The following is a 20,707-nucleotide window of genomic DNA, read 5'->3' on the forward strand; positions in this document are numbered from 1 at the left end:
ACTCCTCCGGGTGGAATGAGCCCCAGCATAGAGCGCAGTTCGCGGCTATTCGAGCGGCTCCAGGTGAGCCTGGAAGTGGCGCAAGAGTGGTGGCTCCCAGGTGATGCGAAAGCCGCGCTGGATGGCGCTCGCGCGCTTCTTGATGGCGACGAGGGCCTCGGCGACCACGTCCAGATGGGCCTGGGTGTAGACCCGGCGCGGCAGGGCCAGCCGGGTGAACTCGAAGTCGGCCTTCAACTGCTCACCGGTATCGGGGGCTCTGCCCAGCATGAAGCTGCCGATGTCGCAGGCGCGAATGCCTGCTTCCTTGTACAGCTCCACCGCCAGGACCTGTCCCGGGAACTCGGTATAGGGCAGTTGGGGGTACATCGCGGCGGCGTCGACATAGAGGCCGTGTCCGCCCACGGGGCTCTGATAGGCGATGCCCGCGTGGTCCAGCTTCGCCGCCAGGTACTCCAGTTGCCCCACCCGGTACCGAAGGTAGGCCTCGTCCGTGCCCTCGTACAGTCCAATGGACAGGGCCTCCAGGTCACGCCCGGCGAGTCCGCCATAGGTATAGAAGCCCTCGTGGTTGATGCATTGGGCCTTGATGGCGGCGACCCACGGGGACTCGGGGTCCTTCACGCCAACGAGCCCACCGATGTTCACCAGGGCATCCTTCTTGGATGACATGACGAACATGTCGCCAAGGCTGAACAGCTCTCGGATGATGCTCCGGATGGGGGTGTCCTTGAACTCCAGTTCGTCGCGCTGGATGAAGAAGCAGTTCTCGGCGTAGCGAGCGCCGTCGATGCAGAGCGGCAGGTGGTGCTGGCGACAGACGGCCGCCACGTCGCGGAGGTTGCGCATGCTCACCGGCTGGCCCCCTGCGGAGTTGTTGGTGATGGTCATGACCACCAACCCGATGTTCTTCGCGCCGTGCTCGGCGATGAGGGCCTCCATCCGGCCGATGTCCATGTTGCCCTTGAAGGGGGCTCGCCGGGTTGGGACCTTGGCGTCTTCCACCACGGCGTCCAACGGACGCGCGCCCGCGAGGATGACGTGGGCTCGCGTGGTGTCGAAGAACGTGTTGGAGATGGCGTACTTGTCTTGAGAGAGGAAGAGCGGCAGCAGGACCTTCTCCGCCGCGCGGCCCTGGTGGACCGGCTGAATGTAGTCGTATCCGAAGAGGTCCTGCCCGGCGGCGATGAGCTTGTAATAGCTGGATGCGCCCGCGTAGGTCTCATCTCCGCGCATCACTCCGGCCCATTGCTCCGTGCTCATGGCGCTGGTGCCGGAGTCGGTGAGCAGGTCGATATAACAATCCTCGCTCCGCAGGCCGAAGAGGTTGTGTCGGGCGGCGGCAATCCTGGCTTCGCGTTCTGCTCGGGTCAGCTTGTGAAGGGGCTCGACGACTTTGATACGAAAGGGTTCAGGAATGTAAGGGTGGACCATCTGTTCGCCATCCAAGGCAGTGCCGCGCGAAACTAGGAATGGGCGCGGCTGCGCGCAGCGAAATCGCGATGGATGCTGGGGGCAGGGCAGTGTTTGAAACCAGCGCAACCGCTCCGGCTCCTGTGTGGCGTGGAATGAGGCGTGCGACGCACGAGGGGCGTTGGAGGCGCATGGCGCACCCTCTGGCGGCTCGTGATACCTCACGTGACTCATTGTCTGTGACGTGCTTCCTGCGACAATGCGGGCAATGTTTTGCGTGGTCATGAAATTCGAGTGACTCTGGCAAATGACGTAATGGCTGTAGATGTTGGTCCAGGGGGCGAGCCAAGCCACCGCCAGCCGACGGAAGCCACGCCAAGGGGCTCTCGAAACCCGTATGAGGTGAGGGCACCGGCGCCGAGGGTGTCCTATCGAGGGGCCTGATTCGGTATGTGCACCGCGTCATGCACGTCGTGTGAGATGGTGGGGCGTCGCCCGTCGCGCAGCGTACGGGCGGCCTCCTGTCGGGGCTCGACTCAGTATTTGTTCACGTCCTGAGCCGGCCAAGAGTCGCGGCCCTGCGTCATATCGGATGGCTCCATCGTTCTCCTGACGTCAGGGAGGACTGCTCAATGGCGCTGTGCTGGCGCTTTCGTTCGATGTGTCCAGAACGTTCTTGTTTCCGTTCATGTGGGACTCAAGGCAGGTCTCTCGCAGGTCGCCTCCGAGCGGCGAATGGTTCATCGGGTAGCGGAGCCGCTGCAGCGGTACTGCGTGCGTTCCCGGAGGAGGTCACCTCGCGTGACCTGAGCTCCGATGGGCGGCGTCCCTCGTCACCTTCCTGGGAGAGTGCCTGTCGCTTCGCATCGCGTGCTGACCTTGGAGATCGTTCGCGCATCGGCGCAGGTTTGACGTCGAACTTGGTGTCCTCGCCGCAGATGTACCGGGCGCGTGATGCGCGCCTGCGCATGGGCGACCTTCTTCGTCGCTTTCTCTTTAAGGTCTGGCGGAGGAGTGGGGGGAGGCGGATCGTTTACAGTGTGCGTGCGAGGGGGAATGCATGCGAATCTCAGCCAGAGAGCGGTTCAAGAGCGTGCTGTTCGCAGGAGTGGTCGTTTCCGTTGTCGGGTTGTTGATCGCGGTTGCGTTGCGTAGGGGAGCCTCCCTGTGCCGCAGGTGCCGCTGTCCGCACTCGAACGCGAACGCGCTCCGTTACAGAGGCATTCATCCCCAGGCGTGCGCGCTGCGCTCCCTCAGTCTGCGGCCTTGCCTGACTCAGGCACTCCGGTATTCCCTCACAGCTGATTGGAAGGACGTGTCATCTCCGCGGTGAGCGGAATGGGCCTCCCCGGTGCGTTCGTGCTCTTGAGGCACCCGGGGCGTGTCGAGCAGGTTGTGACAGGCGAAGAGGGACAATTCTTCTACGAGCCTCCCCTGGATGGGGACACCGCGATCGCGAGCGTGACGAAGGAGGGATTTCGCCCATACGCTCCCGCGCCTCGCCAAGGCGAGATTCACTTCTGGGGGAGTGCTGGAGCCCGAGTCGGTGGAGTCACCATTGCTCTGCATCCGCTCGTGATGTTTGACGGCGTGGTGCTGGATGAGCAGGGGCATCCCGTGAGTGGCGCCTCGGTCTATTTCGTCGCCACGGGACACTTGAATACGGAGTTCGCTAAGACCCCGAAGGTGCGTTCCGATTCCGAGGGCAAGTTCAGACTGCCGTTGATTCCGGATGCCATGGTGGAGGCGTCCCTGGGCGACAGGGTATCTCGATCCGAATGCTTGGAATGGACAACGCAGTATCCCCTTACTATCCAATTCGAGGGGCGCCACGAGAGCGAGATGCAGAGGTCAATCGAAGGTATTGTGCTGGATGCCCGCGGTGACCCGGTTCCCGACGTTGTCGTCGAGGCTCAAGAAGTCATCGGCGTTGCGATGCGCGAGAAGGAGGATGGTTCAGGCTCGCGCACCTCTCCTCCTCCTCGCATGATGGAGTTCAGAGCGAATGTCATTGGACACTCCGATGAACTCGGGCGGTTCATGTTGGGTCCGCTGGAGAGTGGTCTCTACCGAGTATTCGTCCCTGGGGAGGATACGGAGGGCTCGATTGTCGAGGACGGGACGCGGGACCTGGCCATCCGGCTCGAAACTCCCGGACAGCTTCTCGGGCGTGTCACCGTGAAGGGAGAAGGCGCTCCGGTTGAGTCCTTCACCGTGATGCTCTTCAGGGACGTGGCTGCCTCGCAAGTGATGATCGGGGTTGCCCGGCAAGAACGGCAGCGATTCCACTTCTTCAGCGCAGGGGGAACGTACTCGATAGCGCGCCTCCACCCGGGCACGTATGCGATGACCGTCACCGCACCGGGCTACCGTGATGCATCCGTTGATGATTTCGTGGTCTCGGCAAATGAGGACCAGTGTCTGGATTTTGAGCTCGTCCCGGCAAGCCGTGCGCATGGCATCGTGGTGGATGCGAGTACGGGGACGCCGATTCGAGGTGCGCGGATCACGACGCGGGAACCTGAGTCCCGAGGACTATTCTGGCAGGCGCTGCGCTCGGAGACTCCGGAGATTGACGCTGAGGATGCCTGGTCCGATGCGGATGGCCGCTTCTCATTGGCTCGGACGAGCTCTGCCTTCAGGGTGGAGCGAGCTGGATATATGAGCTGGGAGCAACGGATGATGTCCTCCGAAGCCGCCTATCGGATTCAGTTGAGCCCTCTGGTGGGGGATGCGGGTGTGGGAGTGGAGTTCGGGGGAGTGGGGATGAGCTGGCAGCGTCCAGAGGACGGCGACGACAGGGGGCTCCCAGTCCTCGAAGTACAGCACGAGAGCCCCGCCGAGCGGGCTGGCGTCCTGTCCGGGGACCGATTGGAGGCGGTCGACGGGACTCCAGTTCAGAGCCTGAGCGACGGTGAGATGATCGCCTTGATTCGTGGCGATGTCGGCACGCCCGTGATGCTCCGTGTCCGAAGAGGAGACCAGACACTCCACGACATCGTGATCGTCCGAGGACGGCTCATCTCGCAGTAGCGCGCTGGCCCGCGGCGTTCGTCATGACGCCGCCTTGCTCCAGGACCTCGAAGAGGGCGAGGAGCGCCTCAACTGGGATGGCGTGGCCGTACTCGGCATAGGCCGCGTCGCGGATGTCCGCCACGGAGCGCTGGCCGTTGGCGTAGCTCGCGATGGCGTCGGGCAGTTCGTAGAAGCGCAGCTCGCTCTCGCCTCGCTCCCGCAGGGCCTGCGTCGCCGTGGTCATCGCTTCCTGCACGGTGGTGACCCGGGCCTTGGTCTCGGGAGTTGCCTTGCCCGCGAGCTCCTCGAAGGAGGTCAACTCCTGCCCCGTGACTCGCCGGGGAATGAAGGCCCTCGCACGACGCTCCGCTTCCGTGGGCACGGGCTCGCGGGTGACTCCGCGCTCACGTCCGTCCGCGTCCACTCGACCCAGGGCCTGGGCCTCCGCGGTCTCCAGGGCCTTCACCATGCGCTGGATGGGCGCGGGCGCGGCGCCCAATGGCAGACATGAGCGGAGCGCCTCGCGCTCGCGCTGGTAGCCCACGCGCACCGAGGCGCGCGCCAAGGCATACGTGGTGGCGAGCTGCTCAGGGGCTGCGGAGGCCAGGTTCCGGCGCGCGGTGAACTCGTCCTCCCCCACGCGCCGCGCTGCGTGCACCGCCACCAGCCGCGCCAGCTCCAGCGCGCCGGGGCCCTCCGCCCACGCGGCGACGGTGATGGAGGCGAGGCTCGCGAACGCGGCGCGGTGAAGCTGCGTGGGGTCCACGAACTCGGGGCGATCCCCGCTCGTGTGGTAGCCATCATCCGGCCACGTAGCGAAGGCCACCCCGGGGATGCCGTGGTCGTTGAAGAGCTGGTGGTCCGAGCCTCGGCCGTACCGCTCCATGTGCGCGTCCAGGACATCGCGCGACCCATTCACCGAGGTGATGCGGAAGTCCTTCCGCGTGGGATAGGCCACGCCGTTGAAGCGGTTCATGAAGGCCACCGTGGACTCCGACACGGCGTTCACGAAGCTGGCGTTCCAGTCCGGCGTGTACGAGACCTGGAAGCGCGAGTGCGCTCGGGTCACGCTCGCCCCGAGCATGTCGAAGTTGAACTGCGCCACGCGCCGCACCGGCTCCGCGCCATGGTGCGAGAACCATTCGCGCGTGCCGGAGAACTCGGGCAGCCACACGACGCGCAGGCTGCGCTCGGGTGGCGGCAGCACGCCGCGGCGGATCAGCGTGGAATACGTCCGCACCACCTCCAGCAGCGTGGCCGAACCCGAGGCGTTGTCATCGGCGCCCGGCTTGTAGTGGTCCAGGTGCCCGGTGAGCACCACCTCCTCGCCCGCGCGCTTGCCGGGAATCACCCCACTGACGAGGCTGAAGTGTCCCTCGAAGGTCTCGGCCGCGATGCTCACGTCCACCTTCACCGGGCCCGCCTGGGTCTGCGCGCGCAGCTCACGCCCCTGGCGATCCGACACCATGAACAAGAAGGGTGAGCGGCCCGCGGCGGTCCTCAGCGTGCGCGGAACCAGGGCCCAACCCACTTGGTCCGGAAAGTCTCCATCCATGCGGTTCGGCGCGTTCCAGGGCGGCGTCGAGTAGGACGACACTGCGCCCACCGCGCCGCGCTCGATGGCCTTGCGCATGACAGCCCCGGGGTGGCTCTGGGTGAGGACCACCTTGCCCGTGAGGTCCTTGCCCGCGTAGTCCGAGTCCTGCGTGCCCAGGCCCACGTCGACCAGCTCGATGCCCGTGCCCTCGAAGGCGCCGCTGCTGGCCGCCAGGGACATGGGGAGGTCCGCGAACGATGTGACTTTGTATCCATGCGGACCGGACACCCGCAGCTCGCCCCGCGTCGCGCGCCACTGCGTTCCGTCCTTCATTGCCTCGAGGTGGACGTCTTGCAGTCCAGCGGCCTCGGCGGCGGTCTTCGTCCACTCGGCGGCCTCGGTGTATCCGCCGTGGAGGTCTCTCGCGATGAGCGAGAGGCGCTGCACGTCGTCGTGAATGCGGTCTCCCGAGCTCTCCTGGATGAGCGCGCGGACGACGTCGTCTCGCAGCACGAGTCCCGTGGTGGGAGAGACCGGCCCCAGCGGCGATGCGACGGACTGTGCCGAGGCGGGGAGCGCGGCGAGGACCCAGAAAACGAGAGGAGGAAGGCGCATGGCCTCACTCCCTTACTCCAATCGCGCGCCGCGCGCCTCGAACAGCTCGCGCAAGACGGAGCGATGGCAGCGCGCCGCGTCCTCGCAGTAGCACCCGACCGAGAAGTCCGCCGTATGGGACAGCGCGGCGAGCAGGTCGAGGGTGCGGCTCGCGGCGGGCTCGGCCATCTCGGCGCGATAGCGCTTCGTGAACGCCGCCCAGTCCTTGTCCGTCTGCGCGTGTTGCCCGAGCTTCACCACCTCGGGACTGGGTGCCAGCTCCGGGTACCAGACGTCATACCAATCATCCGAGGCGAAGCGAGCCGCGGGGACTCCGCGCGGGGGGCGGCGCACGGTGCCGATGCGCAGGCCCTCTTGCGCGACGCGAGGAGTCCCCAGACGAACGATGCGGACGGTCATGGGGCCGCTTTTAGCACCGGCGCCTTGCGCTCCTCATGGAAGGACTTGTTGATGATGCGCCACTCCCCCTTCACCTGGAGCAGCGTCAAGTACGAGGTGTAGCGGCTCTCGGGCCCGTCCTCGACCACCGTGGCGACGGCCATGGTCCCCAGGACCTGCACCGCACGGATGTCGCGATGCCACGCGCCCGCATCCGGCCTGGGCTTGCCCGCGGGCGAGCGGTAGTGGTCCGCGAAGCGCTTGAAGTGCTCGTCGATGCTCATGACTTGCACGGCGCCGTCTCGCACGAACGTCAGCCGCGCGTCGGGCCAATAGGCTTGCTGGAGGGACTCGACCTTGCCGGTGGAGTGTCCTTGGAGGAGCGCCTCCAAGGGTTTGTGCACGGCTGCTTCGTCGCTTGGGTCCGCGCCCGCGTCGCGGGGCGCGAGTGTCACGCCCGAGAGCAGCAGGCTCATGCACAGCATCCAGGTCTTCATGGGGAGCTTCCTCGCAGGGGAGACGGGAGCTTCGTCTCGTCGGTCCGCGCGAAGGCTAGAGGGCGAGCGAAGCGCGAGCCCGGGCGAATCGGTCAATGAACCGAAGGCGTCGGTGAAGTGCGCTGACGCACCGATGAAGCGAGCGCCTCCGGAGACCCGTGCCGCGAGTCCCCGGAGGCGGTTGCGCCTCATCCGTGCGCCAGCGCACTACTGCGCGGCGGGCGCGGGAGACAGGCGGTCCGGGGTGGGCGTGGGCTCGGTGGTGGGCACCGCGTCGAGCCGACCGAAGACGCCGTGGGCTTCCTCTTGTGGACCCGCGGCGAAGAAGAGCGCGTTGCCAGGCTGGCCGTTGACGCCATTGCCGAACGCCATCCCCCACAGGCCATCGATGCGGACCGCGGTGCCATCGGGGCTTTCGAGTGAGCCCTCGGCGTGGCCGGTCGCCAGGTCATAGGCGTTGATGGTCCCATCGCCAAAGTTACCCACCAACAGTCGGTTGCTGAAGCTGCCGAAGTCGGCGGGCGCCAGCGCGATGCCCCAGGGCGCGTTGAGCTTCCCTTGCGAGATGAGCCGCCGCAGGAAGTGGCCGTTCGCATCGAACACGCTCACGAACCCCAGGCCCTTGCCCTTGACGTCGTCGTGGCGTTCCTCGTCCTGGCGGGCATACGTCACATAGAGGTTGCCCTGGAGGGTGTGGATGCCGAAGGGCGCGAAGCCATCCGGCAGCGATGGGTCCACGAACGAGCCTTCCAGATGGACCGGGGAGAAGTGGCGATCGAAGACGTCGATGCGGCCGTGGTGGAAGTCCGTGGCGTACAGGTGCAGGCCCTCGCCGTTCCCCGCCAGCGCCAAGCCCTTGTAGACGGCGTCCGAGCCGGAGTTGTCCACCACGAGGATCGCGTGCGTGCGGTCCACGTCGGGGGACCAGGCTCCCAGCGTTCCTTGCTCCGTGGCGAAGATGAAGCGACTGGGGCCCTCGGCGGAGCCTTGATGGATGACGAAGTCCTCGGAGCCGTTGAAGACGACGCCCGTGGGACTGGCGTCTCCCGTGTCTCCAGGCGGCGTGGGAATGGTCACGATGGGAGCCTGCGGCTTCCCATTGCCATCCAGGGGTGTCGCGCGCCCTGTTCCGTTGTCCGCGACCCAGGCGAAGCCGAAGGGATTGAACGCGACGCCCCAGGGGTTCACCAGGTTCTTGTCGACGTGCTCCGCCTCCTGCGCGCCGTCAGAGGTGAGGTCGTGCTGCACATAGGCGTTGGGCTGGGCCCAGAGGCCCGCCGCGAGAGCCAACCCCGACGTCGTTCCCAGGATGAGGCCGAGGGGAATCCAATGCCGCTGACGCTGCCGTGGAGACCGTGCGGAACTCATGTGCTCCTCCCTTCGGAATCACGGGCGCGCAGCACGCGCACACCGCTGGGAGGTCAATGTGGGTGGCGGACCCGGGACACGGCAATGCGCCCCGGTGTCTCGGGTTCTGGACACTGGCCGCCAATGACAGGGATTGGCGGGAGGGAAGGAGGGGCGCGCGAGGGCCCGTCGAGTCGCTCGGGTTCAGTTCACTGGATGGTGAGGTTGGCCCGGTTGAGCATCATGCTGGTGTGGATGGCGCAGAAGTAGGGGACGAAGGTCCCGCTCACCGCGTCCGCGGGAATCGTGAACGTGGTCTGTCCCATGAAGGGGCCCGTGTCGAAGACGATGGTTCCCACGGGCCCGGGGATGAACGTGTCCGGGAGCGTCTGGCTCGTCACCGTGTGCGGGACGGGGTCCATGTTGATGACCGTGATGGTCGCGCCCGCGGGGACGATGAGGTTGGCCGGGCTGAAGGCGAAGTTCTGGATGGTGATGGTGGTGCCGATGACGCCGGCGTCCCCATCCGTGGGGGCGGGCGGGGTGGTGGGGGGCGGTGGATAGCCGGCGGGGTCGGTGTTCCTGTCGTTGCAGGCGGTCAATGTCAGACACGCCAAGATCACGCCACACGCCGCCCACGAACTTCTTCTCATGACTGCATTCCTCTCAGAGAGTCTCCGAGAAGAATGGCCCCTGGCCCCCCGAGGGCAAGGTGCTCCCCAGGGGTACTGCGATGTCCCCTGGTGTGTGGAGCCCGGCGCGTGCCGCGTCAGGGAATGTACTTTTCCACGGAGCGCAGCGGCCCCGTGGCTTCGTTGACGCCGCCGACGATGAGGACCCCGCCTCCATTGATGAGCGTGGCCGCGTGGTAGCTGCGGCCCACTGTCATGGATGGAATCCGGACCCACTCGTCGCTCGCCGGGAGATAGAGCTCGGCGGTCCGGAGCATGGCCGTCGTCGCGGTCTGTCCGCCTGTGACGAGCACCGCGCCCGAGCTCAGGAGGGTGGCCGTGTGGAACCGGCGCCCCTCATGCAGAGTCCCCGCGACATGCCAGGTCCCGGTGGCCGGGTCATACCGGTCACACGACATGTCCGGCGCGCTGTTGATGTTCGAGCCCGCGAGCAGGACTTGCCCGGACGTCAGCAGCGTGGCGGTGTGCGAGCTGCGGGAGACCGCGGTCTGTCCCGGGACGGGCGCCCAGGTGTTCTTGCTCGGGTCATACAGGTCCGCCGTCATCACGGGAGGGCCCTCGTTGAATCCCCCGGTGACGAGCACCGCGCCGCCGTCCAGGCTCACCGCCGCGGGCGCGTTCCGGGCGTACGTCATCGTCCCTGTGGTGACCCAGGTGCCGGACCCCGGGTTGTAGACCTCGGCGGAGTCCTCGGCGTTTCCCTGCGCGGGACCGCCGCCCGCCACGAGCACCTTTCCCGAGGGGAGCAGGGCCGCGATGTGCGTGGCGCGGGCCTTCAGCATCGAGCCCGTGGGGGTCCAGGTGTTTGCCCCCGGGGTGAACAGGTCGGCGGTATTCACCGCGATCTGGTTGTTGAGTCCGCCCACCACGAGCACTCGGCCATCCGGCAGCTCCGTGGCCGTGTGACTCTCACGCCCACTCGACATCGTGCCGGCGTCGATCCAGGAATCCGTCTCGGGCGTGTACAGCTCCGCGGTGGCCAGCGTCGTGCCCCCGTTGTTTCCGCCCACCACCAGCACGCGGCCGTCCTTCAGGCGCGTGGCGGTATGCGCGATGCGCGGCATGCCCATCGACTTCATCGTCTCCCAGTGACCGAGGCCCGCGTCTGGGCTGGCACCACCGTCCGTGCCTCCATCGGTCCCGCTGTCCGCGCCGCCATCGGTGCCGCTTCCGGTGCTCGCGTCGGGGCCGCCATCTCCCCGAGGCGTCCCCGCGTCCCCTCCGTCCGCGGAGGTGTCAGGGCAGAGGGTGGGGTCCCGCTTGCACGCGTTCCGCTCCTCTTCGTCAAAGTCGATGCACGCGCTGAGCTGGAGCATCACGGCCAATGCCAGACACAGGGCGCTCCCCGGGGTACGCTTCACGGCCACCTCCAGGTCACGAACGCGGACTTGCCATCCGTGTCCACACTCGGGAGACCGGAGTCCGAGGGGCCTCCCAGCCAATACATCCCGGTCGCGATCCCGAGCCCCACCACGCCCACCGTCAGCAAGCCCACGCCGACCGTCTGGAGGTTACGGCCCCGCGACGCCACCGCGGTGACGTCCTGGTTCGTCCGAATGCTGCTGTCGCCATTGCGCAGCTTCGCCTTCTCTCCATGGGCCAATCCCCAGGACACCCCGCCCGCCACCGCGAGCGCGCCGCCCGCGATGGCGGGAATGAGGGCCTTGCTGCGCAACGTCGAGGGTGGGGGTGGGGGTGGAGGTGGCGGCTTGGGCGGGGTCTTCGCCAGCTCTGCCTGGACCTGTCTGCGCACGTCCTCGAAGAGCATCCGCAGCTTCGGGGAGACCTGCACGGGCAGTTGCGCCTCGGGGCGGAGGAACAGCGCGGCCTTGAAGGCGGCGTTGGCCTGCTCCTGCTTGCCTCGGCCGAGTTCCGCCAGCACGACGCCTTCGTAGAGCGACAGCGCCACGTCATCATCCGGGCCCTGCGCCACCCGCTTCGCGCGGTTGATCTGCTCGAGGGCCCGCTCGTACTCGAGGTCCTCGATGAGCCGGCTCGTGGAGAGGAGGTAGGCCTGGACGTTCTGGGAGACCTCGGCGCGGGTCAACGCAGGGGCGAGCAGCGCGAGGCACAGGCACAGCCTCAATAGCCCGCGCCATGTCCCGGAACCCCATGGCGGGACTTCTCGGGGACGAACCTTCATGGAGTCCGACACGCGCAGGTTCATGGATGCCTCTCCCGCAGCAATCCATGCGCTATTTCAAGAGCCGAAACAAGAGCGAAGGCCGACATCCAAGGAAGTCGTTGTGCTGCGCAATATTTTCGGTGAGTGCGCGCGCAACGGTCCAAGCGCCAGTGGCCTCATCTCCTGGGGCGAGGGATAAGCTTCGGACTCCTTCCACTCGGAACGTGCGCATGCCTCCCAACCTCGACCCCACTGCCATTGACACCGAGCGCCTCACGATGCGGCGCCCTCGCCTGGAAGACTTCGAGGAGGCGCTCGCGATGTGGGGGGACCCGGCGGTGACTCGCTTCATCACGGGTAAGGCGGCCACTCGCGAGGAGATGTGGAACCGCCTGCTGCGTTACGTGGGCCACTGGGAGCTGATGGGCTACGGGTTCTGGGTGGTGCGTGAGAAGAGCACCGGGAAGTTCGCTGGAGAGGTGGGGCTCGCGGACTTCCGCCGCGACATCGAGCTGTCCTTCGATGGTGCGAAGGAGATGGGCTGGGTGTTGTCCTCGGAGTTCCACGGCAAGGGCTTCGCCACGGAGGCGATGACCGCGGCGCTGAAGTGGGTGGAGGGGCGCTTCGGTCCGGAGCGCGTGGTCTGCATCATCGACCCGGGCAACGAGCCGTCCCGCAAGGTGGCGCTCAAGGTCGGGTTCCGCGAGTGCGCGCGCGGCAGCTACAAGGGATCGCCCACGGTGATGTACGAGCGACTCCCTGGCGGGAAGTGACGCCCTACGTCGCCGCCTGTAGGTCGGCGATGAAGGGCTCGGGCTCCTCCAGCGAGACGAAAATTCGGCGGGCCCGCACGGGAAGCCCCAGGACGCTCACGCGGTGGGGCTCGCGCAGGTCCACCGCGACGACGTTCTGACGCGCGCCAATCAACCCCACGGTGCCCACTCCGACCCGCCAGCCAATGCCTCCGAGCATGGGCCACTCCGCGCGGGCCGCGCCGAGGATGTCGGTGCGCGGGATGCGGGCCTCGAAGAAGCCGAAGCGGAAGGTCACGACGTCCGGCGTCACGTCGACGAAGGAGCGCTCACTCGTTCCTCCGAAGAGGACGAGCAACGGACTCCAGGCCCCGCGCTTGATGGCATGCCGCATGACTCGTCTCCCAAAAGTGGCGGGTGAACAGTAGCACCCGGCTCGCCGCGCGGGCTGTGGTGGGGTTCCGGCAGGTTGCTCCACGCGGGGCACTCTCGTGTGGACTACGGCCGTGCGAAGCCTGTGGGCGGGCGACTCTTCCCCAGGGCGTTTCGAAGTGGACGCCCCAGCGGACTCATGCCGGGTGGTACGAGTGATGTGGTGTGCCGCGATGAATGCCCGGGCTCTTGCCCGCGGTTACACTCCCGCCCATGAACTCCAGCCCTTCCGGCCGTGCGTCCGTCGTCGTGGCGGAGCTGGGGCCCACCAACACCGGGAAGACCCATCGGGCCATCGAGCGCATGCTGGAGCATGACTCGGGGATGATGGGGCTGCCGCTCCGGCTGCTGGCCCGCGAGGTCTACGACCGGGTGACCGCCCGAGTCGGCGAGGGTCGCGTGGCGCTGATGACCGGAGAGGAGAAGCGCCTGCCTCCCCGCCCGGACTATTGGATCTGCACGGTCGAGGCGATGCCGATGGACCGGACCGTCGACTTCCTCGCCGTGGATGAAATCCAGCTCGCGGCGCACCGTGAGCGCGGACATGTCTTCACGGACCGGCTGCTGCACGCACGTGGTCGCAAGGAGACGTGGTTCCTGGGCGCGGAGACCCTGCGCCCCATGGTGCAGTCGCTCATCCCGCACGTCTCCGTGAAGCGCGCGACCCGCTTGTCCCAGCTGCGCTATTCCGGGCGCCGCTCGCTGAAGAGCCTGCCGCCCCGCTCGGCGGTGGTCGCGTTCTCCGCGGACCGCGTGTACGAGCTGGCCGAGTCGCTGCGCCGCCTCCGAGGGGGTGTCGCGGTGGTGCTGGGCGCGCTGTCGCCTCGGACGCGCAATGCCCAGGTGGCGATGTACCAGTCGGGCGAAGTCCAATACCTGGTGGCCACGGATGCCATTGGCATGGGGCTCAACCTGGACCTGCATCACGTCGCGTTCGCGTCGCTCTCCAAATACGACGGCGCCGAGCAACGCGACCTCTTCCCAGACGAGCTGGCGCAGATTGCCGGGCGCGCGGGCCGGCACCTCAACGACGGCACCTTCGGGACCCTCAACACGCTGCCGGAGCTGTCTCCTCGCATCGTGTCCGCCGTGGAGACCCACCAGTTCCCCGCGGTGCGCAGACTCATCTGGCGCAACGCCCAGCTCGACTTCTCCACCTCGGAGGCCTTGCTCGACTCGCTGTCTCGCGCACCCCAGCACTCGGCATTCGTTCGCGTGGAGCGCGCGGATGACTTCGATGCGCTGAAGGACCTGTCGCAGGTGCCCGCCATCCGCGACCTCATCACCGAGCCCGCGTCGGTCGAGCTGCTGTGGCAGGTCTGCCAGATTCCCGACTTCCGCAAGGGGCTCTTTGGTCAGCACGTGGCGCTGCTGCGCGAGACGTTCCTGCAGCTCTCCGAGGGCGACGGCACGCTCGAGACCTCGTGGCTGGCGAAGCAGGTCGCGCCGCTCGATGACGTCTCGGGAGACATCCACACGCTGATGGACCGGCTGGCCGCCATCCGCATCTGGACATACATCAGTCAGCGGTCGAGCTGGCTGCATGACGCCGAGCACTGGCAGGAGCGCACGCGCCACATCGAGGATGCGCTGGGCGATGCCCTCCACGAGCGACTCGTGGAGCGCTTTGTTCAGCGGGCCGCGCGTCGCAGTGCGCGTCGCTTCACGCGGGCCACCGCCGCGCGACCGGCGGCTGCGTCGGACAGCCCCTTCGCCAAGCTGGGGCTGCTGTTGGGCGACACCGCTGGCGCAGAGGGCACCCCGCTGACCGAAGAGCAGTTCGTGCAGCGCGTGGTGGACGCGACGCACGAGAGCTTCCAGGTGGATGCGGCGGGGAACATCTCGTTCGAGGATCAGCCCTTGGCGCGCCTGGTGCGCGGCGCGGACCGGCGCTCGCCGCAGCTCGCGCTCGCGGAGCCGGAGGTGTGGACGGGCGGGGCGCGGCAGCGGCTCGAACGTCGCATGCTGGCGTTGGCTCGGGACCTCGTCACCGAGGCGATGGGTGGCTTCCCCGCGGAGTCCCTCACGGGCGCGGGGCGCTCGCCCGCGACGCGGGGACTGGCGTATCGGTTGGCCGCGGGACTGGGCGTGGTGTCGCGCCACGAAGCGCGAGAGCAGTGGGAGCAACTGGACACGGAGTCGCGCGAGCGGCTGCGCGCGCTGGGCGTCCGTGAGGGGCAGCGGTTCTTCTACGTCAGCGAGTCCTTGGCCCCTCCCGCCCTGGAGCGGCGGAGCATGTTGATGTCGCTGTTCCATCAGCGTGCAGTGCCCGCCGGGATTCCGCGCGAGCCCCTCCTGGAGGTCGCGACGTTGGGCGATTGGGATGCGCGCGCGTTCGGCTACGAGGTGCTCGGGGCCGTGGCCCTGAGAATCGACATCGTCGAGCGGCTCAGCGAGGCGCTGCGTCACCCGCACGGTGGCCCTCAGGTGCAGCGGCTCCTGCAGGAGCTGCGATTGGACGGCGCGGCGCGTGCTCGCGTCTTGCGCGAGCTGGGCGGGCCTTCGGGCACAACACAAAAGAAGCGGCGCCGACGCCGGCGGGGAAAGCCTGCCCCGGCCGTTCCCAACAAGGGCGATGCGCGCGTGTGAGCGGCCTCACGCCTGGGAAGTTGGCGCCACCACGCGGCGCTGACCCAGGACTTCGAGCAGGAACGCCGCGCCCACCGCCAGCAAGAGGAGGGACAGCAGCACCCCTTGCTCGAACTGGTACGACAGCGGCAGGTTGAGGTCTGGCTCGAGGAACGGCGTGCTGGCCCAGGACAGTCCCCCGTACAGCACGAAGAAGAGTCCGGTCATCACTCCCGGACGGGCCGAGGGCCAGCGCGTGCGCGCGGCCCACAGCAGCGCAAGGAGGACGCAGCCTTCCAGCGCCGCCTGGTAGAGGAGCACGGGATGGCGGGGTGGGAGGATGCGCAGGAACTCTTCTGCGAGCCGCGGGTTCTCCCGGGCCAGGCGCGCGAGTTCGTAGCCCGGCGCATGGGCCAGGGGCGCGAGGTCGAGCGCGGCGGGAGCGACGGGCTGGAAGCCGTCGACGTTCAGCTCGGTGGGGAAGCGCAGGGCCCAAGGCACATGGGAGACGCGCCCCAAGGGCTCTCCCTCCGTGAAGGCCGCCAGGTGCCACAACAACAGGCCCACGGGGGCCAGCAGCACCAAGGCATCCGTCACCTGAAGCCATGAGCGCTGGCGCTGGCGAGCATGGAAGGCCGCGCACGCGAGGACTCCCGCGAGCACGCCGAGCACGGAAGTCCTGCTCTCGTGAAACAGGAACGAGAGGGTGCCGTCACGCGAGAAGTCATCCCACTGATGCAGGAGCACGGCCCCCGCGTGTCCGCCCAACACCACGCCCAGCAGCCCCGTGTAGAGGACAAACCCAGACACCTCGGCGGGCGCGAAAGGGCCTGCTCCTCGCGCCGCCTGGTGCTTGAGCCAGACGAACGCGAGGAGGAGCCCCGTGAGCTCCGCCGCTCCCGACCATTGCAGGGACAGCGTGTCGGAGAGACGGACGATCGAGGGAGAGAACTCGTGCAGCAGGGAGGGATTCACGGTGCCTCGGGCGGGCCGCTATTTGAAGAAGTCCTCGGCGGCGATGGTGGTGGGATTGGTCTCCACCATCTTCCGGAACGTGAGGGTGTAGGTATTGTTGTCATTGCTGATGACTTGATAGCGGAACCCGTCCAGCTTTCCATCCTTGCGCAGCCGCTCCCAATCATTGCCGTTGACGCGAATGGTGGGGCTCGAGCCGCAGCAGTTGTAGGTGACGTCCTTGGTAATGACTCCGGACGACCACGAGATGGTGGGGCATTGCTGCTCGTACGCTCCCAGTGCGACGGTGGCTGCTCCTTGATTCAATGTCTTGATACAGTCCTCGGCGCCCTGGGCTGTCCCTTGAGACAGACACAGCCAGAGCAGACACATTCCTGCCGCGAGCTTCTTCATGATGGATTTGTCCTCCTGAAACAGCGGGTCCATCTACAGATCGGGCTTCTGCTCCGAGTGCTCGGATTTGGTGTTCGACTCCTTGTTCTTCGGCTCTTTCTTGGCCGCGGCGTCGTCCTCGACCTTCAGCTTCTTGGGGGTGGGGGACCTGGCCTCCTGGGCTTCGGCCGGCGAGGGCGGCTTCGCGGTGGCGGGGGGGGACTGCGAGGGCGTCTTCTCCGTGGCGAAGGCGCTCGAGGCGACACAGACAAGGCAAACAGCCAACCAGCATTTCATGTGGACGGGTCCTTCCAGGGTCCAGCCCTATGCCAGTGAATGGGTTGAAGTAACGGCTCGTAAGGCAACGGCGAGCGTGCCCGCGCAAGGGTGGGCTCGCAATGGCCTCACTTTCGCGCTGTGTGGCCGGCGACACTTCCCGCGCGCTTGGAATGGAGATGCGGGCCCAGCCTCGTGGGCGGACGGACTGGAATGACAGCTCAGGTTCGCGAGCGCACGAGAGCCATGGGCGTCACTCCGAGCGGAGGTCGGGAGAAGAGACCGGAGTCTCTTGGGGAGCGGTGAACGGTGTGGTTGCTGCTAGCGTCGCGCGACACCTCATCGTGCGATGCGGACCGCATCGACTGGAGCATTCCGTGGACGACACCTTTGACGCTCGGCTCGAGGAGGCCCGGACGGCGCTGTCCGCGCAGGCGCCGCAAGACGCGTTCGGCCACCTCCGTCCCGTGTTGGCCTATCCCGGTGCGTCCGAGCTGGCGGTTGCCACCCAGTGGGCCGAGGCCTGGGACCTCTTCGCGCGCATCGCGGGGGCGCTGGAGGCCTCCGCGCTGGAAGGTGCCGCGCGGAACGTGGTGAAGCAGCCCACGGACGCCGAGGGCCTGTATGCGCTGGGCTTCGCGCTCGTGGACCAGGGGCTCAACGACGTCGCCGCGACGGTCCTCGCCCGAGGCCACCGCGAGGCGCCCGACTCGGTGGAGATGCTCCAGGAGTGGGTGGCCGCGCTGGAGGGAATGGGGGCTTCAGCGGAGGCGGTCCGCGTCCTTCACGCGGTTCCTCAGCTCGTGAAGGACAACCCTTTCCTCACGTACCTGCTCGCATTCAACGCGTTGATGACGGGGGACCTGCTGGAGCCGCGCACGTGCGTCGCCCGGCTCGAGGCGCGGATGGCTGAGCCCCTGGAGGACTCCGAGGAGCCCCCCTTGCCGCTCTCGGACTTGGTGGAGCGCTTGAAGGGCTGTCTGGCTCGCGCGGATGCCATTCGAGCCGTCACCCCGCTCGACACGCGGGACCTGCGGGGCTGGCACGCGGTCATCACGGGGGGCCTGTTGCTGCACCTGTCTCCCTATGGGCGCGATGAAGGCATGAATGGCCGATATGCCTTCGTGCAGGACTCCGAGCAGAACTGTCTGGAAGGCATTCATCGCGTGGCCGCGGTGCTGGCTCGGATCGAGCGCGCCGTGCCGTGCGTCTTCATCCTCCCCGAGCGTGACAGCGCCATCCTCGGGCTCGCCACCGCGCAGGTGCTGGGTCTGCGCGCGGTCCCCTGGCCGGAAGGGGGCACGGACGCGCCGGGGTTGGTGGTGGCCTATGACGTGAGCCACCTGGAGGGCTCGCTGCTGGAGCAGTTGCACGCGCACCGCCCGGGACAAGTGCTGTGGAGTCATGCGTGCCCGTGGACGGAGGCGCCGCCCTTCGCTCCCGACCTCGTCACCTTGCTCTATCAGGTGAACGTGTCTCCTTGGGCCCAGCGGCTGGTGCTCTCTCCGGATGGCCAGCAGCCCGAGCGGGCGCCGGCCGAGGAGGGGAGCGAGGCATCCCTGGCCGAGCGACTCGCCTCGCGGACACGCACGGACGAGGCTCTCGCGGACCTGCCCGAGCTGGGGGAGCTGGCGTCTGCCCTCGCGATGCAGGAGGGCTCGGGCGTGGCGGGACTCTTCCGCGAGAACGGTCGCCGGCGCCGTCAGTTCACGGACTCGCCCGTGAAGAGCAATCGCTTCGCGTGAGCGCGCCGCATGGCTGTCTACGACGCACAGGGGACTCGCGCGAGCGGTCAGCCCGAGGTGGATCGCTCCTGGAGTCGCCTGTCGGAGGGCGGGGATGTGAGGGCGCAGCAGTGCGGTTGGCTCAAGGACCGCTTCGGCGTGTCGTGGCAGGTCGCGCCCGCCGAACTGCCCCAGCTCATGTCCACGTAGGAGAAGGCGCAGCGGGTGATGGCGGCGATCCTGAAGATGAAGAAGCTCGACCTTGAGGCCTCTCGGCGCGCGGCGGGTTGAGCGCCGCGCGCCGGAAACCGTGGCCTACGGCACTTCGTAGGTCACGGCGATGGTCGAGTCCACGCTGACCCCGTCCAGGATCAACCGCGAATAGCACGGGTAGACTTTGTTCATGGCGCCGTCGAAGGCCAGGCGGAACGACAGTTGGCTGCCTTCGGTCTTCCGGTTCTTCCAGCGCAGGTCCGCGAGCGTCGTCACATCCACGCGCAGCCAGTTGAGCTTGGCGCTGGTGCTGAGCGTTCCCGTGGCGCCACCGGCCATGTCGTAGTCCGTGATGTCGAGCTTCCCGTAGTCCACCGCTGTCCAGGTGAGGGGGCCCCATTGGGTGTATGGATTGTCGATGACATTGTCCTGATAGACGGAGAGGGTCGCGGCGGTGATGCGCGTGGCGTTGGGGTCGATGGACGTCATGTCATAGCTGGCGAACGCTCGGGAGCGATGGAGACCGGAGCCGCCAGCGACGGTCACATCGCCTACGGAGACATCGGTGCCTTGGTACGCGTAGCGGTAGTCCGTCGTCAGTGACTTCGTCACCCTTCCCGCCGTGGTGGTGTCCAGCTTCAGCACCGCCTGCTCGGAGCGGATGATTCGCATCACATCCTTGCCGCTCGCGGCCACCAACGCGTTGCCCGCGCGGTCCGTCGCCGCGCTCGTGAGACTCCAGTCGATGAAGCTTCCGTAGCTGGCGTTACCTCGGAAGGTGAGGACCCGTCCGTCGGTCGACCAGGAGAGGGTGCCGAGCACGGGGACGGGCTGCGTACCCTGCCTTGCGGTGACGAGGAGCGCGGCGTCCGTCGAGGGGCGATCCATGGGCTCGGAGAAGGTGAGGACGAGGTCGAAGTCCTGCGGGAGCCCCTTCGCTCCCGGCACGGGGCCGACCACGGTGGGGCGAGTCGTGTCTTGCGCCATCACCTTGAAGCGAGCGGTTCTCTCGGTGCCCAGCGAGTTGCCTGCCACATCCTGAGCCTCGGCGTGCACTCCCCATTCCACTTGCTGGGTCCAGGCCCATGGAGCATCCGGGGTGAAGACGAGGCGCGTGTCCTGCTCCTCCCACGTGAAGGTCCCGTTGTGACTCGCCGCACCGGTGATGAAGAAGGCCGCCACGGTCGACGTCCGCTCCATGGGCTTGCTGAAGGTGATGCGGAGCGCCTCTCGAGGCGCGACGTTTGGATCTCCATCCTCCGGAGTCATGAGTCTCACCACGGGCTTCGTGGGATCCTTCACGGTGAACAGGCCAGACGCAGACTCTTGGATGGCGTTGCCCGCGCGGTCCTTCGCGCCGGTCCCCAGGTGCCAGTGAATCTGTTGGCCCGGGGGGAGGGCCGTCCCGGGGGTGGCGGTCAGCACCGTGCCGGCGGTGTTCATCGCGATCATCATCGTGAGGATCGCGGTCTCCTCGATGCGGAAGGACTGCATGACCGATTCCGAATCCATGGGCTCGGAGAACGTCACGGTGAGCGTCGCGGTGTTCTCCACCTGGCGGGCGCCATGCTCCGGGACCACGGAGCTGATCCGAGGCGGCGTGGTGTCCTTCGTGGGGAGCGGTTCCTCGCCACCTCCCGGAGGGTTGTCGACCCCGGGACCGCATGCTCCCCACAGCATCCCCAACAGGCCCCACACCGCGACTCGCTTCATGTCATGTCCTCGGATCCGGCGGCACATCCACGGCCGCGCGTCATGGGACTGAACCCGCGAGCA

18 protein-coding genes are annotated in these 20,707 nt (G+C 67.3%); 5 read left to right on the forward strand and 13 right to left on the reverse strand.

What is annotated here, in order from left to right; translation table 11 throughout:
- Window positions 1-45: 45 nt before the first annotated feature.
- Window positions 46-1,434 (reverse strand): tryptophanase, encoded by a 1,389-nt coding sequence (locus JGU66_29220; protein ID MBJ6764865.1) that lies wholly within the window; start codon window positions 1,432-1,434, stop codon window positions 46-48.
- A 1,317-nt stretch (window positions 1,435-2,751) separates the two neighbouring features.
- On the opposite strand from JGU66_29220, the gene JGU66_29225 reads away from it, so the two are divergent.
- Window positions 2,752-4,446 (forward strand): carboxypeptidase regulatory-like domain-containing protein, encoded by a 1,695-nt coding sequence (locus tag JGU66_29225; protein ID MBJ6764866.1) that lies wholly within the window; start codon window positions 2,752-2,754, stop codon window positions 4,444-4,446.
- Here the strand turns inward: JGU66_29225 and JGU66_29230 are convergent.
- The 7 genes from JGU66_29230 to JGU66_29260 form a co-directional block, all read right to left on the reverse strand.
- The gene (locus tag JGU66_29230; GenBank protein ID MBJ6764867.1) at window positions 4,433-6,580 is read right to left on the reverse strand and encodes a M28 family peptidase; all 2,148 of its coding nucleotides are present in this window, start codon (window positions 6,578-6,580) and stop codon (window positions 4,433-4,435) included. The genes JGU66_29225 and JGU66_29230 overlap by 14 nt on opposite strands.
- A gap of 12 nt (window positions 6,581-6,592) precedes the next feature.
- Window positions 6,593-6,979, reverse strand: a complete 387-nt coding sequence (locus tag JGU66_29235; protein MBJ6764868.1) for a DUF488 family protein — start codon at window positions 6,977-6,979, stop codon at window positions 6,593-6,595.
- Window positions 6,976-7,455: a nuclear transport factor 2 family protein gene (locus JGU66_29240; GenBank protein ID MBJ6764869.1), complete on the reverse strand. Its 480-nt coding sequence runs from the start codon at window positions 7,453-7,455 to the stop codon at window positions 6,976-6,978. The genes JGU66_29235 and JGU66_29240 overlap by 4 nt, the downstream gene beginning before the upstream one ends.
- Window positions 7,456-7,662: 207 nt before the next feature.
- Window positions 7,663-8,823, reverse strand: a complete 1,161-nt coding sequence (locus JGU66_29245) for a TIGR03118 family protein (protein ID MBJ6764870.1) — start codon at window positions 8,821-8,823, stop codon at window positions 7,663-7,665.
- 188 nt (window positions 8,824-9,011) lie between these two features.
- Window positions 9,012-9,455 (reverse strand): hypothetical protein, encoded by a 444-nt coding sequence (locus JGU66_29250; protein MBJ6764871.1) that lies wholly within the window; start codon window positions 9,453-9,455, stop codon window positions 9,012-9,014.
- A 116-nt stretch (window positions 9,456-9,571) separates the two neighbouring features.
- Complete coding sequence (locus tag JGU66_29255) at window positions 9,572-10,855, reverse strand: hypothetical protein (protein ID MBJ6764872.1); 1,284 nt, start codon at window positions 10,853-10,855, stop codon at window positions 9,572-9,574.
- The gene (locus JGU66_29260) at window positions 10,852-11,661 is read right to left on the reverse strand and encodes a hypothetical protein (GenBank protein ID MBJ6764873.1); all 810 of its coding nucleotides are present in this window, start codon (window positions 11,659-11,661) and stop codon (window positions 10,852-10,854) included. The genes JGU66_29255 and JGU66_29260 overlap by 4 nt, the downstream gene beginning before the upstream one ends.
- A gap of 188 nt (window positions 11,662-11,849) precedes the next feature.
- Here JGU66_29260 and JGU66_29265 point away from each other — a divergent pair, with 188 nt between their 5' ends.
- Window positions 11,850-12,392 carry a GNAT family N-acetyltransferase gene (locus JGU66_29265; protein ID MBJ6764874.1) on the forward strand — a complete coding sequence of 181 codons (543 nt, stop codon included), beginning with the start codon at window positions 11,850-11,852 and terminating at the stop codon, window positions 12,390-12,392.
- 4 nt (window positions 12,393-12,396) lie between these two features.
- Here the strand turns inward: JGU66_29265 and JGU66_29270 are convergent, their stop codons facing one another.
- The gene (locus JGU66_29270; GenBank protein MBJ6764875.1) at window positions 12,397-12,765 is read right to left on the reverse strand and encodes a hypothetical protein; all 369 of its coding nucleotides are present in this window, start codon (window positions 12,763-12,765) and stop codon (window positions 12,397-12,399) included.
- A gap of 251 nt (window positions 12,766-13,016) precedes the next feature.
- Between JGU66_29270 and JGU66_29275 the strand changes: the two genes are divergently transcribed.
- The gene (locus tag JGU66_29275) at window positions 13,017-15,392 is read left to right on the forward strand and encodes a helicase (protein ID MBJ6764876.1); all 2,376 of its coding nucleotides are present in this window, start codon (window positions 13,017-13,019) and stop codon (window positions 15,390-15,392) included.
- A gap of 6 nt (window positions 15,393-15,398) precedes the next feature.
- Here JGU66_29275 and JGU66_29280 read toward each other — a convergent pair whose 3' ends face one another.
- From JGU66_29280 to JGU66_29290, 3 genes are read right to left on the reverse strand one after another with little or no spacing between them, the layout of a single operon-like run.
- A complete protein-coding gene (locus JGU66_29280) occupies window positions 15,399-16,346 on the reverse strand; it encodes a prolipoprotein diacylglyceryl transferase (GenBank protein MBJ6764877.1) in 948 nt (315 codons plus the stop codon).
- A gap of 18 nt (window positions 16,347-16,364) precedes the next feature.
- Window positions 16,365-16,739 carry a hypothetical protein gene (locus JGU66_29285; protein ID MBJ6764878.1) on the reverse strand — a complete coding sequence of 125 codons (375 nt, stop codon included), beginning with the start codon at window positions 16,737-16,739 and terminating at the stop codon, window positions 16,365-16,367.
- 33 nt (window positions 16,740-16,772) lie between these two features.
- The gene (locus JGU66_29290; protein MBJ6764879.1) at window positions 16,773-17,015 is read right to left on the reverse strand and encodes a hypothetical protein; all 243 of its coding nucleotides are present in this window, start codon (window positions 17,013-17,015) and stop codon (window positions 16,773-16,775) included.
- Window positions 17,016-17,371: 356 nt separating this feature from the next.
- On the opposite strand from JGU66_29290, the gene JGU66_29295 reads away from it, so the two are divergent.
- Together JGU66_29295 and JGU66_29300 are read left to right on the forward strand one after the other, a co-directional pair.
- A complete protein-coding gene (locus JGU66_29295; protein MBJ6764880.1) occupies window positions 17,372-18,739 on the forward strand; it encodes a hypothetical protein in 1,368 nt (455 codons plus the stop codon).
- Between the two features lie 9 nt (window positions 18,740-18,748).
- Entirely contained in the window at window positions 18,749-18,928 is a 180-nt protein-coding gene (locus JGU66_29300; GenBank protein ID MBJ6764881.1) for a VOC family protein, read from the forward strand.
- A 105-nt stretch (window positions 18,929-19,033) separates the two neighbouring features.
- On the opposite strand, the gene JGU66_29305 is transcribed toward JGU66_29300, so the two are convergent.
- Window positions 19,034-20,644, reverse strand: coding sequence for an Ig-like domain-containing protein (locus tag JGU66_29305; GenBank protein ID MBJ6764882.1), 1,611 nt, complete (start codon window positions 20,642-20,644; stop codon window positions 19,034-19,036).
- Window positions 20,645-20,707: the final 63 nt, after the last annotated feature.

The sequence above is a fragment of the Myxococcaceae bacterium JPH2 genome (assembly GCA_016458225.1).
Lineage (GTDB): Bacteria > Myxococcota > Myxococcia > Myxococcales > Myxococcaceae > Citreicoccus.

Coding starts and splice junctions, on each gene's coding strand:
- JGU66_29220 (MBJ6764865.1), bottom strand. CDS start 1,434: ATGGTCCACCCTTACATTCCTGAACCCTTTCGTATCAAAGTCGTCGAG.
- JGU66_29225 (MBJ6764866.1), top strand. CDS start 2,752: ATGGGCCTCCCCGGTGCGTTCGTGCTCTTGAGGCACCCGGGGCGTGTC.
- JGU66_29230 (MBJ6764867.1), bottom strand. CDS start 6,580: ATGCGCCTTCCTCCTCTCGTTTTCTGGGTCCTCGCCGCGCTCCCCGCC.
- JGU66_29235 (MBJ6764868.1), bottom strand. CDS start 6,979: ATGACCGTCCGCATCGTTCGTCTGGGGACTCCTCGCGTCGCGCAAGAG.
- JGU66_29240 (MBJ6764869.1), bottom strand. CDS start 7,455: ATGAAGACCTGGATGCTGTGCATGAGCCTGCTGCTCTCGGGCGTGACA.
- JGU66_29245 (MBJ6764870.1), bottom strand. CDS start 8,823: ATGAGTTCCGCACGGTCTCCACGGCAGCGTCAGCGGCATTGGATTCCC.
- JGU66_29250 (MBJ6764871.1), bottom strand. CDS start 9,455: ATGAGAAGAAGTTCGTGGGCGGCGTGTGGCGTGATCTTGGCGTGTCTG.
- JGU66_29260 (MBJ6764873.1), bottom strand. CDS start 11,661: ATGAACCTGCGCGTGTCGGACTCCATGAAGGTTCGTCCCCGAGAAGTC.
- JGU66_29265 (MBJ6764874.1), top strand. CDS start 11,850: ATGCCTCCCAACCTCGACCCCACTGCCATTGACACCGAGCGCCTCACG.
- JGU66_29270 (MBJ6764875.1), bottom strand. CDS start 12,765: ATGCGGCATGCCATCAAGCGCGGGGCCTGGAGTCCGTTGCTCGTCCTC.
- JGU66_29275 (MBJ6764876.1), top strand. CDS start 13,017: ATGAACTCCAGCCCTTCCGGCCGTGCGTCCGTCGTCGTGGCGGAGCTG.
- JGU66_29285 (MBJ6764878.1), bottom strand. CDS start 16,739: ATGAAGAAGCTCGCGGCAGGAATGTGTCTGCTCTGGCTGTGTCTGTCT.
- JGU66_29290 (MBJ6764879.1), bottom strand. CDS start 17,015: ATGAAATGCTGGTTGGCTGTTTGCCTTGTCTGTGTCGCCTCGAGCGCC.
- JGU66_29300 (MBJ6764881.1), top strand. CDS start 18,749: ATGGCTGTCTACGACGCACAGGGGACTCGCGCGAGCGGTCAGCCCGAG.
- JGU66_29305 (MBJ6764882.1), bottom strand. CDS start 20,644: ATGAAGCGAGTCGCGGTGTGGGGCCTGTTGGGGATGCTGTGGGGAGCA.